The following is a 12,789-nucleotide window of genomic DNA, read 5'->3' as shown; positions in this document are numbered from 1 at the left end:
ACTCGACTCCTATAACGCATTGATTGGAATTTTTATGTACTGCAAACCATTTTTGGACTTGACCCCAAATTCACCTAAACGCAGATTCGTTTGAATCGATGGATACAGTAATTTTGGTACTGAGAGCGTTGCATCACGGGCTTCACGCTTGGCTACATACTCTGAAAACTCGGTATCGGGCTGGATTTGTTTATTGGACGTTTTTTGTTCACCAATGGTAATTGATTCAAGTGGAGATTCGCCGTCTTTCGGGTAATCATGGCAAAGATACACAACTGTTTCATCAGGTAAGGTATAAAAACGCTGAACGGTGTTAAACAAATCCGCTGCACTTCCACCCGGGAAATCACAGCGCGCAGTACCAAGATGTGGTGCAAAAATAGTGTCCCCAACAAAAATTGCATTGTGCTCGGCACAATAATAACTCGCACACGCTGGGGTGTGGCCTGGGGTTAGCCAAGTTTCAAGGGTGATTGAGCCAATCGATATTTGATCACCTTCATCTAGGAGTCGATCAAATTGATCTCCAGAAATCAAAGTGTCCTCGCTGCTATCGAATATTGGCACCCAGATTTCTAAGACTTCTTTGATTCTTTTACTCATAGCAGTTTGACCACCGATGTGCGTTTTTAAATAAGAAGAAGCGGTAATGTGGTCGGCATGAATATGACTTTCTAGAATCCATTCATTTTTTAAATTATTTGTTCGAATGTAATCGATGACCTGATCAGCACTATCTGTTTTGACAGTCCCAGCAAAATGGTCGTAATCTAATACTGAGTCAATCACTGCACATTTTGCGGTCGATTCATCAACGACTATGTGCGTAAATGTCGCAGTATCTGGGTCGTGAAACGTTTTTACATACATATTCAGTGCTCCTTTACAGTAATTCTTTAGCAAAAATGATGACGGCGATGGTCAAGGTGAAATAGGCGAAGCTTTTTTGCAGTTTTTTACCATCAAATCGGTCTGCAATTTTTGTTGCGAGAAACATGCCCAACACCGTGCACAAAATTAAACTGCCGATTAATTGAAAATCGAGTGCGATGCCTGCTTGGAGATCCCCGCCAAAGCCTATGATGGATTTCAGTGCAATAATGAATAACGATGCAGCAACGGCTTTTTTCATTTCCATGCCCATCAACAAGACCAAGGCTGGAATGATTAAGAAGCCTCCTCCTGCGCCAAGAAGCCCAGTGGCTACTCCAACTACTGAGCCTTCCAACAAGATCAAAATAGTCGATTGGGGTTTACCGGTTGGCTTGAGCTGTTTTGCATTGCGCAACATCATGACCGCGGACATCACCATTAGGATGCCAAAGAGCACCATAATCATGAGGTCTTTGGTGACCAAAAACACGCCATCATAGATGACTTCAGGTATAGCTGGAACTAAGAAAGCACGGGTGGCATAGACCGCTAAAATAGAAGGAATAGCAAATATTAAAGCCGGTTTAAAATCGATTAAACCTTGTTTAAAGTAACGAAATGCTCCAAATGCAGCCGTCAAACCAACGATGATCAAAGAGTATCCTGTCGCGATCGTCGCATTGACGCCCATTAGATAAACAAGGATGGGCACAGTTAGTATCGAGCCACCGCCACCGATGACACCCAATACCATTCCCATAAAAACAGCTGCAATATAGCCAAAAATTTCCATAAAAACCCAAATAACTAAATAATATTAGATATATTATTTGGTTTTAAGAAAACATACCAATAACAAATAATTTACAAAAGTTATTTGCTTATTTCAAAAAGCTATAAGGATTGAATTTTTTGGAATTTACCTAAACAGTACCTTTTCACGCTTAAACCAGTACACGCAAAATGCAATCAGTAATCCTGCAATCACGCTGGTCGAGACAAAAATCGGAATAAGTGCCATATAATCCATGGTGCCTTTGATCAGCTCTTTCATCGCAAGCGCGACGTTTGTCAGTGGGATCCAGGCATATACTCCTTTGAGCTCAATGCCAGGGAGTAACGCAATAATGATAGGAATAATGGTTAAAAACACCAGGGGCGTCATATACCCTTGCGCTTCTTTAAAGCTTCGCGCATAGATGGATAAACTGAGTAACAACGAAGCAAAAATCGCTACCACGGGCACTAGCATCAAAAACATCAACACAAAATCGATCGGGCTGATTGCCCCCATGAATTCCGTAATGAGTTTAATTGCCATGCCTTGCGCAAGCAGTACGCCCCAAACAAACATACTGCCTATGGTGACCATCGCAGACGTCACCCCTGCAAACGCTATGGTAAAGAATTTTCCCATCACCAAATCTCGTCTTGGGATGGGCGTGATCAGCAATGTCTCGAGTGTGCCTCGTTCTTTCTCTCCTGCACCAATATCAGTCGCGGGAAGCATCGCACCTTGCAAACACAAAATGAAGACAAGATATGGAATGAAACCACCGATTTTCTCACCCAAATCCTCGCGTTTATCAGCAGTTGATACTTTTTCAATCACTATAGGATTGAGTAAACCCTTTTGCATCGCCTCACTGACGCCCAAGGTGATAAACGCCGATTGTTGGTTAGCATTTTCGATCTCTTTTACGACCTCGTTGACTCGGCGTTGTACCATATTTAGGCCCGCATCATTGAGATACAGCATAATCGTTTGCTGGCCACTGGTCAGCACATCATTGCTAAAAGTTGCCGGTACCACTAACACAAAATCCACTTTTTCAGTCTTTACAAAATCTTTGATCCCCGCTTCGTCATCACCTTTTAATGTGGTTTTTACTAGAGTTAAATCATCCCTAGCACTCAGCTGCTTGGTCAGATGCGGAGCAAACTCGCCACCGATCACAGCAAAGTTCAACGTCTTTTCTTGCGCTTCTTGAATGGCCTTACCGGAAAAATAAAACACTCCTCCAAAGATAATTGGGAAGAACAATAACGGCAATGCAATCATAAAAAACAGGGTTTTACGGTCACGTAATAGTTCGATGACTTCTTTTTTAAATACTAACCACATGTCCTTATCTCCTAGCTTATGCTGACCATAAATGAATCGTGTAATGTTTTACCCGACAACCCCGCAAACGACTCAATGTCTCCATTGTACTTGGTACGCCCTTCATCTATGACGGTCACGGTATCGCATAATTGTTCCACTTCATCCAAGTGATGCGTTGAAAAAATCACAGGTACTTGCTTCTCTTTTAACCCCTTGATGAAATCAATCACCGTTTGCGTCGCCATAATATCCAGACCGGTTGTTGGTTCATCTAAAATGACCACTTCCGGGTCATGGACGACGGCGCGTGCTATGGAGATGCGCTGTTTCATACCGGTAGAGAAATTTTCACTGCGGCGCTCTAAAAAGGTGGATAAATCGAGCAGCTCAGTCAGTTCGTCGATCTTGTTGGCGATGGCTGTGTCATTCATCCCATGTAAACGACCAAAATACGCGATATTTTCACGTCCGCTTAAGCGTCCATACAATCCAGTTGAACCGGAAAGGAAGCCAATTTTTTGGCGGGCAATCAACGGGTTGGCCAAGACATCGACACCATTGATTTTGATGCTGCCTCCGTCTGGCGCGAGCGCAGTCGATAACATGCGTAAGGTGGTGGTTTTGCCTGCCCCGTTTGGGCCGAGTAAACCGAGAACTTGACCGTGATCACACATAAAATTCACGTCTTGAACCGAATGGAAAAACTTGCCTTGTAAACGTGGGTCTTTGCGCTCTTGCTCACTGAGCTTTTTGGGGTTTTCGACTTTGAATTTCTTAGCCAAATGCGAGATTTCAATCATGCACGGTTCCTTATTGTCGTGTTTCACGCTTCAAGTGATGAGTTTATAGTAGCGTAAAATCTTAATATTTATAGCGATTTACAAACTTTTTTACAATTTACATCGGCACCGTTTAAACAAATGGTATAAGGTTGCTATGAATAATAACGATTTAAGGAATTCCTATGTCAGAAGTGACCAACCCAATCCAGGCCTGTAGCGAGGTATTTGTTCGCCCACGCGCTGTTTTTGAAGCGTTAAAGACGCACAATAACTGGTCATGGATCCCCTTTATTCTGACCGCAATCATCGCTTCATTACCAGGTTATTTGTATTTTGCATCGGTCGACCAAGAGTACTATCACACATTACTTAAAACCTCTCCCGATTTAAGAGATTTGAGTCCTGCAGAAATCGAAACGGCGTTGTCATTTACTCAAACTGCTGATATTGCTATGTATGTTCCGATTGGTTCCGTTCTTGCAATGATTGTCGTTACTGCTATTGTTGCCATTTACTACAAAGCAGTAACCGGTTCAGATGAAGAAAACTTAGCGGGTTTTACGGATTGGTACGGCGCGTCTTGGTGGATAGGTCTGCCGACGATTATCGGAGCAGTGATTTCTATTTTGATGATCTTACTTGGTGATGCTAGCGGTGAGATCCATCCTTCCTTAGCGTCAGCAACTTCAATCGCGAACGTGTTTAATATTGGTTTAGACTCAGTATGGTTCAACTTTGCTACGTCTGTCAGACTTGAGATGATTTGGAACTACTACATTGCAGCGGTTGCTATCGGTACGTGGACGCGCTTCGATTTTAATAAGTGCCTAGTGCTTGCGGCATTACCTTATGTTGTCATTTACGGCGTTTGGGCATTGTTCTTGATTTTCTAATTTTATTACTCCTTTAAATTGCCGAGTGCTCTCACTGAGATACTCGGCTTTTTTTTGGGAAAAGACCAAGTTATTGGTATACTTCGTGCACTTTAAAAAAGGAAGAATAATAATGAAACGACATTTTGTAACCGCTTTATTGTGTTGCTCACTGCTCAGTGCATGTCAACCTAACCAAGCAGAACGCAAGACCATGTCTCAAACGCAAACTCCATCCCAAGCTGCGGTTAGCTTTGCCGATGTTTACAATAGTCTAAGCGGAGAAACCATCATTGAACATGCTAGAGTACTCGCTTCAGATGAATTTGGTGGTCGTTTACCGGCGACAGAAGGTGAAACAAAGACTCTTGCGTATTTGATCGAACACTTCACTCAAGCTGGCTTAGTGCCCACAGCAGGCGATTCTTTCTTGCAACCCGTCGAATTGATTTCAATTACGGCGAGCCCAGATGCTTCGTTAAGTATCGGCGAACAAACATTTACCTATAAAGATAATATGGTTGTTGGCTCTCAGCGTGAACAAGCGCAAATCGATGTTTCCGATTCGGAGGTGGTCTTTGTTGGCTATGGTGTGAATGCGCCAGAATATAATTGGAACGATTATGAAGGATTAGATGTCACTGGCAAAACCGTTGTGATCTTAGTTAATGATCCAGGTTTTGAAAATCCTGATGCGGGGATTTTTGAAGGTAAAACCATGACCTATTACGGACGTTGGAGTTACAAGTACGAAGAAGCTAGCCGTCAAGGGGCCGCTGCAGCTCTAATTGTGCATGAAACTGAACCAGCCTCTTATGGTTGGTCGGTCGTAGCGAACAGTTGGTCAGGACCGCAATACGGATTGGTTAACCCGGATAAAGGCGCTTCTCGCGTCGCGATTGAAGGGTGGTTAAGTCTTGACGCTGCAGTATCTGTATTTGCTGCTGCAGGGAAAGACTTTGCTGCTGAAAAAGCCAAAGCCTTACAGGGTCCATATCATTCTGCTTTGAATTTGACTGCTTCAGCAACCGTACAGAACAGCTTTGAAACCTCCACGAGTTACAACTTCCTGGCCACCTTGCCAGGTCATGAGTTGCCGGACGAGCATATTATTTTTACCGCACACTGGGATCATTTAGGCACAGATACTTCACTAGAAGGTGACCAGATTTACAATGGCTTTCACGACAATGCGACCGGTACAGCTGGTTTGATCACCATTGCGCAGCAACTGGCAAAATTATCGGAGCGACCAAGACGCTCAATTAGTTTTTTGATTGTGACCGCGGAAGAACAAGGTTTGCTTGGCTCAAAATACTATGCCAACCATCCAGTTATCCCGCTTAATAAAACCGTTGCCAACATCAACGTTGACGCAATGAATATCTTAGGTCAAACCCAAGATGTTGCGGTGGTAGGCCAAGGTAAATCAGAACTGGAACAATATCTCGTCGCAGCTGCGACGAAACAAGGTCGCGTGGTTGTGCAAGAGCCTCGCCCTGAAGCCGGTTACTATTATCGCTCAGATCACTTTTCGTTTGCCAAAGCCGGAGTGCCGGCTCTTTATGCGTACGGCGGTGCAACACCGCTGAACGAAGAGGTGGCAGCCTATCGCAAAAAAATCAACGTGATTCAACGCGGATGTTACCACCAAGTATGCGACCAGTACCGTGAAAGTATCAACCCAAGCGGTATGGAAGAAGATGCTCGCATGTTAATGGACGTTGCCGTTCAGGTTGCTAATGCGCAGACCTGGCCACAATGGTCAGCAACCAGTGAATTTCAGCGCAAATAATCAGCGAATGTGACATTCCTATGAAAAAGGTCGGAGTTTCCGGCCTTTTTTGTGATTTACCCTTGCTTTTTTCCACAAAACTGGCACATTAACACCCTTAGCGGGCCAAAAATAACAATACCAAAATCGCTACTTATAAATTACACCTCCCACGCACCTAGCGTAACGACAGAAATACGTGTAACCAATATTTTTTTAGCATTATTTTTAGCATAGAGAGAACCTATATATGTGTGGTATTTTCGGGATCTTAGACATCAAAACCGATGTCTCAGAATTACGTACCCAAGCATTAGAGCTTGCCAAATTACTTCGCCATCGCGGCCCAGACTGGTCAGGTATTTGGAATAATAATAATGCTATCTTATGCCACGAACGCCTTGCCATTGTGGATGTCGACACCGGCGCACAGCCTCTTATCAGTGATTCTGAAAACGAAATCTTAGCGGTGAACGGCGAGATCTATAATCACAAAGCATTAGCTTCTGCAGAAGCTTCGGATTATGCCTTTAAGACCAAATCAGACTGTGAGGTCATCATTCCTCTGTATCAAAAATACGGCTCACAGTTTATTGATAAACTAGAAGGCATGTTTGCCTTTGTTTTGTATGACCAGGCTAACGATTCTTATCTGATCGCTCGTGATCATATTGGTATTATTCCGTTGTACACAGGTTATGATGAGCACGGTAATTTTTATATTTCATCGGAAATGAAAGCACTTGCTCCTGTGTGCAAAACCATTTCAGAATTCCCGCCAGGACACTATCTCGATAGTCGTGAAGGCAAACTGGTCAAATACTATCAGCGCGACTGGATGAGCTATGACAATGTCAAAGATAACGAAACCAATCTGGATGATTTGAAAAAAGCCTTCGAAGACGCAGTCAAATCCCATCTAATGTCTGATGTACCTTATGCTGTACTGCTATCAGGTGGCTTAGATTCATCATTAGTCTCTGCCGTGGCAGCCCAGTATGTTGCAAAACGAGTTGAAGACGATGGCCAATCTGACGCATGGTGGCCTCGCCTACATTCATTTGCTGTTGGCCTAGAAGGCGCACCAGATTTAGTGGCTGCTCAAAAAGTGGCCGACATGATTGGCACGGTGCATCACGAAGTGCATTTTACTATTCAAGAGGGTCTAGATGCGATCCGCGATGTGATTTATCATCTTGAAACGTATGATGTGACGACTATTCGCGCTGCGACGCCGATGTACTTAATGACGCGTAAGATCAAAGCCATGGGCATCAAAATGGTGCTTTCTGGCGAAGGTTCAGACGAAATCTTTGGTGGATATTTGTATTTCCACAAAGCGCCTAACGCCAAAGAACTGCATGAAGAAACGGTTCGTAAACTCGACCGTTTGCACATGTTTGATTGTGCTCGTGCGAATAAAGCCACCTCTGCATGGGGCGTAGAAGCTCGTGTTCCGTTCTTAGATAAAAACTTCATCGATGTTGCCATGCGCTTAAACCCGCAAGACAAAATGTGCATCGATGGCAAAATGGAAAAATGGATTTTACGCAAAGCGTTTGACGACAATACGTATTTGCCAGACGAAGTACTATGGCGTCAAAAAGAACAATTTGGTGATGGCGTAGGTTATTCTTGGATTGATTCAATTCGCGATTTTGTGGATGCTGAGGTCAGCGACCAACAACTTGCTAATGCTGAATTCCGTTTCCCAACTAATACCCCAGATACTAAAGAAGGGTATTATTATCGCAGCATCTTTGAAGGTTACTTCCCACAAGAAAGTGCTGCGAAATGCGTACCGGGTGGTAAGTCAATCGCCTGTTCTACGGTTGAAGCCCTGGCTTGGGATGAGAGCTTCTTAAACAACGCTGACCCTTCTGGTCGTTCAATGAAGGATGTGCACAAGGGATAACTCCTTATTGTGCATACCACAATTGTATATCACCCACTGGTGTCGATTTTGGCAACAGTGGGTTTTTTAATGGAATTTTGATGCGATCCGTCAATTCAATTTTAGCGAGTAATTTCGCATAAGTCTGTTCAAATAACGCATCCATTGTGCCGTCTTTGACGGCTTGTTCTAAGCCCTGCTCGATTAATTGACGTAAAATCCGATCCCCAGAGTTTACAAAAAAATAGACCGCAGTCGGATACTGTAAAACATACTTCGGTTCTAGCAAGAGCCCGTTCGTTAATTCCGGCTTACCTAACTCATCTAATACTTCGATCACGGAACGCGCAAATAAACTGACTTGCCGATCGCGCATTAATTGAAATGCTTCAAGATGATCTGAGGCATTAACAACATTGAAGCCGTTACTGCGTAAGATCTTATTATCCGGCCAATTTAACCCTTGAACTAAGGTCAATTCACACATACTGTCAGGATCCAAATTAGCGAACTGATTTTGGTTAGTCTCGTGCAGTAATAACACGCGCCAACCTATTAACCCTTTATAAATTGGGACTCTGATTGGCGTTAACAGCGATTCTCGATCCACATCAGTCATCGACCACATCACATTAATTTGTCGATTATCCGAAAGCAGTTGTATGGCGCGCTGTTGCGTGAGCACATTATCAGTTTGCTGGAGTTGATAGCGCACACCGGTTTTTTGGAGGGCGAGTTCCAGTAGCGCAATTGCGTATTGATTATGAATGGTCTCATGATTGATATTCTTGGGATACGTAATATCCCACACCGCTGCCTGAGCAACAAAGTGCATTTGCACGATAAAACTGCAAAATAACGTTTTCCAGATTCGCATAAAACTATCCGCTTCGGAGTTAACATAAGGTTAACACTAGACGTTATTCTATGCCAATAAACTTATGGGTTTGCAAAGATAAACGCCAGTTACGTGCAATACAGGTCTGAATCGCCAATTCTGTTGCCCGTGTTTGTTGAGAAATAGGTTGTAGATAAATTGAAGGTTGACGCGCTAATTCAAGCCCAGAGAGCAAAGCATCCAGCGCATCAATGTGTTTTTGCATCGCCACAGCATGCTTGATCTCGTCAGCACGTTGCACAGCTTCTGGTAATATGTGATAGCCTCCAGGCATATCAATCTTGGGTGAAACCGTAACAAATACGTCATCATGGCAGCGGATCGGAAACGTACCTGATGTTTCAATTTGCACGCTAAACCCTTGAGTCATTAAAGCGGACGTTAAAGGCTGTAAATCATACATACACGGCTCACCGCCAGTTATGACTATGTGTTTTGCCCGATATCCTCTTGTCTCATATTCAGTGAGAAGTTGTTCAACGGTAAATTGAGCATGCGTTGGCGCATCTTCTCGTTTCCTGCGCAATGACTCTATGGCTATGATATCGGCTTTGGCAACCGGCCAAGTATGCTGAGTATCACACCACGGGCAACCGACTGGACAACCTTGCATGCGAACAAATACGGATGGCACGCCGGTGTGACTGCCCTCACCTTGGATCGACTCAAAAATTTCATTGATTGGATATTTCACAACCTACCTCTAACACTTTGTATGAGTGTATCGTTTGCAGGTATAATACCGCAAAATAACAAGACAGGTATATGCTTTCATGGCTCAACAAAAACGTGCGGTGATTATTTATTCAGGCGGGATGGATTCATTCACGCTACTACATCATGTTTTAGCGCAAGGTTTTGCACCTGACGAGGTTGCCTGTTTGACCTTCAACTACGGTCAACGTCACGTCAGAGAGATTGAGGCGGCCAAAACAGTTTGTCAAGGATTGAAAATTACCCACAAGATTGTTGATATTTCAGCCATAAATACCCTTATGGCAGGCTCTTCTTTGACTGATGACATTGAGATCCCGGAAGGGCATTACGCTGAAGAAAGCATGAAATCAACGGTCGTGCCAAATCGCAATATGGTACTTTTATCGATGGCTGTGGCATATGCTGTGTCACTTGAAGCCCCAGCGGTCTATTACGGAGCCCATTCAGGCGATCACGCGATCTACCCGGATTGCCGACCTGAGTTTGTACAAAAAATGAAAGACGTTTGCGCCATTGCAAACTATGATCCAGTCAGTATTGAAACGCCTTTTCTACATCATACAAAAGGCGAAATCTTAGCCGTTGGCAAAGCCTTAGCGCTTGATTACAGCAATACCTGGACTTGTTACAACGGGCGCACAAAAGCCTGTGGCAAATGCGGCGCGTGTGTCGAACGCCTTGAAGCCTTTGCCGAAAACCAGCTTATCGATCCATTGGAGTACGAGTAATATTCTGTCTTAATTGCGGTGTGATAGCGTCACAAAATGCGATAATTCTTTGATCAAGTAACGTAACGCCGGATTAAGACGAGTATTTTTGCCATTCATCCTGAACCGTTCATGTTCAAAATTATTAAGAAATCTTGACCGCTTCGGCGCGTAATTGTTCGATTTCATCGCGAATACTCGCGGCTTTTTCAAATTCCAGTTCGCGTGCGGCCTCAAACATTTGTTGCTCTAATTCACTGATTTTACCCATGATATCGGTCGCGGTCATGGCTTTGTATTTCTTCTCTTTTTCAGCCACTTTGCGCAGCTTCACCTTACCGGATGCTGGATGGGCATCGTCATCGCCAATATCCATGATGTCGGTGATTGGTTTGATCAAGGATTGCGGAGTAATACCATTTGCCTCATTATGAGCTTGTTGCTTGGCGCGGCGACGCTCCGTTTCATCAATGGCTTTTTTCATCGAGCCGGTGATTTTATCCGCATACAAAATCGCACGTCCATTAAGGTGACGAGCAGCACGGCCAATAGTTTGAATGAGGGATTTTTCTGCACGCAGAAAACCTTCTTTATCCGCATCTAGAATCGCAACTAAAGACACTTCAGGCATATCCAAGCCTTCTCTTAGCAAGTTAATCCCTACTAATACATCAAACTTACCAATTCGCAAATCGCGAATGATTTCGATCCGCTCCACTGTATCTATATCTGAATGCAAGTATCTGACTTTTACACCATTCTCGTTAAGGTATTCCGACAAATCTTCGGCCATACGCTTGGTCAATGTGGTAATCAATACCCGTTCATTAAGCTCTACACGTTTATTGATTTCAGACAATACATCATCTACTTGTGTCGCCACAGGACGTATCTCGATAACAGGATCAAGAAGCCCCGTTGGTCTGACAACTTGCTCGACTATTTCGCCTGAGCACTTTTCAAGCTCGTAGTTTCCAGGGGTCGCCGACACATAAATCGTCTGAGGGGAGATATGCTCAAACTCGTCGAATTTGAGTGGCCGATTATCCAGTGCAGAAGGCAAACGAAAACCGTACTCAACCAAGGTTTCTTTTCGCGAACGGTCCCCTTTATACATGGCGCCAATCTGCGATACGGTTACATGCGATTCATCAATGATCAACAAGCCATCTTTGGGAAAGTAGTCAATTAATGTCGGTGGTGGTTCGCCGGGTGCTCGGCCTGACAAGTAACGCGAATAGTTTTCGATCCCTGAACAAAATCCCAATTCCAGCATCATTTCAATGTCAAACTGGGTACGTTGAGAAATACGCTGTTCTTCCAGTAGTTTATTGGCTTCTTTAAGTTGTGTGCGGCGCTGTTCTAATTCGTCTTTTATATTTTCAACGGCATTCAAGATACGCTCTCGTGGCGTCACATAATGCGTTTTAGGAAAGACGGTTGCTCGTGCGACAGATTTTTCCACCTCACCCGTAAGTGGATCAAAGTAGCTGATCTTCTCAATCTCAGCGTCAAACAACTCGACACGGATCGCTTGCTTCTCAGAATCTGCAGGGAAAATATCAATCACATCACCACGCACCCGAAATGCGCCGCGTTCAAAAGCAATGTCATTTCGTTTATATTGCAATTCTGCCAATCGGCGTAATATATCACGCTGATCCATCGTATCGCCTTGACGCAGATGCAATAACATCTTCATGTACGATTCGGGATCGCCTAAACCATAAATCGCCGACACGGATGCGACTATCACAACATCTCTTCTCTCCATCAAAGCCTTTGTTGCGGATAAACGCATTTGCTCAATGTGGTCGTTGATCGAGGAGTCTTTTTCGATAAACGTATCGGTCGATGGCACATATGCTTCTGGCTGATAGTAATCGTAATATGAAACAAAATACTCTACGGCGTTATTCGGGAAAAATTCTTTCATCTCTCCATATAACTGAGCAGCAAGAGTTTTGTTATGAGCTAAAATCAGCGTGGGTCTTTGTACCTCGGCAATGACATTGGCCATGGTAAAAGTTTTACCAGAACCCGTCACACCCAATAATGTTTGTTGTGCCAACCCCGCCTCTAAACCTTCAACTAATTGTGCAATGGCGGTAGGCTGGTCACCCGCTGGAGAATATTTGGATTGAATTGTAAAAGGCTTAGCCACT

At 43.9% G+C, this 12,789-nt stretch carries 11 protein-coding genes and 1 pseudogene; 4 read left to right on the top strand and 8 right to left on the bottom strand.

The window, feature by feature from the left end; genetic code table 11:
- Nucleotides 1-9: 9 nt before the first annotated feature.
- The 4 genes from NLG07_RS07205 to NLG07_RS07190 form a co-directional block, all read right to left on the bottom strand.
- Complete coding sequence (locus NLG07_RS07205) at nt 10-870, bottom strand: MBL fold metallo-hydrolase (protein ID WP_254854803.1); 861 nt, start codon at nt 868-870, stop codon at nt 10-12.
- A gap of 13 nt (nt 871-883) precedes the next feature.
- On the bottom strand, nt 884-1,666 hold the full coding sequence (locus tag NLG07_RS07200; RefSeq protein WP_254854802.1) for a sulfite exporter TauE/SafE family protein: 783 nt from the start codon (nt 1,664-1,666) through the stop codon (nt 884-886).
- A 126-nt stretch (nt 1,667-1,792) separates the two neighbouring features.
- Nucleotides 1,793-2,998: an ABC transporter permease gene (locus NLG07_RS07195; RefSeq protein WP_254854801.1), complete on the bottom strand. Its 1,206-nt coding sequence runs from the start codon at nt 2,996-2,998 to the stop codon at nt 1,793-1,795.
- Nucleotides 2,999-3,009: 11 nt separating this feature from the next.
- Complete coding sequence (locus NLG07_RS07190) at nt 3,010-3,780, bottom strand: ATP-binding cassette domain-containing protein (protein ID WP_254854800.1); 771 nt, start codon at nt 3,778-3,780, stop codon at nt 3,010-3,012.
- 164 nt (nt 3,781-3,944) lie between these two features.
- Between NLG07_RS07190 and NLG07_RS07185 the strand changes: the two genes are divergently transcribed.
- The 3 genes from NLG07_RS07185 (at nt 3,945) to asnB (ending at nt 8,323) form a co-directional block, all read left to right on the top strand.
- Complete coding sequence (locus tag NLG07_RS07185; RefSeq protein ID WP_254854799.1) at nt 3,945-4,655, top strand: YIP1 family protein; 711 nt, start codon at nt 3,945-3,947, stop codon at nt 4,653-4,655.
- Nucleotides 4,656-4,767: 112 nt separating this feature from the next.
- Nucleotides 4,768-6,429 carry a M28 family metallopeptidase gene (locus NLG07_RS07180; protein ID WP_254854798.1) on the top strand — a complete coding sequence of 554 codons (1,662 nt, stop codon included), beginning with the start codon at nt 4,768-4,770 and terminating at the stop codon, nt 6,427-6,429.
- Between the two features lie 229 nt (nt 6,430-6,658).
- Nucleotides 6,659-8,323, top strand: coding sequence for an asparagine synthase B (gene asnB / locus NLG07_RS07175; RefSeq protein WP_254854797.1), 1,665 nt, complete (start codon nt 6,659-6,661; stop codon nt 8,321-8,323).
- A 4-nt stretch (nt 8,324-8,327) separates the two neighbouring features.
- Here asnB and NLG07_RS07170 read toward each other — a convergent pair whose 3' ends face one another.
- Together NLG07_RS07170 and queE are read right to left on the bottom strand one after the other, a co-directional pair.
- A complete protein-coding gene (locus NLG07_RS07170; RefSeq protein ID WP_254854796.1) occupies nt 8,328-9,179 on the bottom strand; it encodes a transporter substrate-binding domain-containing protein in 852 nt (283 codons plus the stop codon).
- A 43-nt stretch (nt 9,180-9,222) separates the two neighbouring features.
- Complete coding sequence (gene queE / locus NLG07_RS07165; protein ID WP_254854795.1) at nt 9,223-9,894, bottom strand: 7-carboxy-7-deazaguanine synthase QueE; 672 nt, start codon at nt 9,892-9,894, stop codon at nt 9,223-9,225.
- Nucleotides 9,895-9,973: 79 nt separating this feature from the next.
- Here queE and queC point away from each other — a divergent pair, with 79 nt between their 5' ends.
- Nucleotides 9,974-10,645 (top strand): 7-cyano-7-deazaguanine synthase QueC, encoded by a 672-nt coding sequence (gene queC, locus NLG07_RS07160; protein WP_254854794.1) that lies wholly within the window; start codon nt 9,974-9,976, stop codon nt 10,643-10,645.
- 9 nt (nt 10,646-10,654) lie between these two features.
- Here the strand turns inward: queC and NLG07_RS11910 are convergent.
- Nucleotides 10,655-10,765 (bottom strand): annotated as a pseudogene (locus NLG07_RS11910) (LysR family transcriptional regulator); the annotation flags it as partial.
- A 4-nt stretch (nt 10,766-10,769) separates the two neighbouring features.
- Nucleotides 10,770-12,788, bottom strand: a complete 2,019-nt coding sequence (gene uvrB, locus NLG07_RS07155) for an excinuclease ABC subunit UvrB (protein ID WP_254854793.1) — start codon at nt 12,786-12,788, stop codon at nt 10,770-10,772.
- Between the last annotated feature and the right edge of the window lies 1 nt (nt 12,789).

This window comes from Alteromonas sp. LMIT006 (genome assembly GCF_024300645.1).
Classification (GTDB): Bacteria; Pseudomonadota; Gammaproteobacteria; order Enterobacterales; family Alteromonadaceae; genus Opacimonas; species Opacimonas immobilis.
Note: the sequence above shows the minus strand (reverse complement) of the source record. Positions and strands in the feature narration are given on the sequence as shown.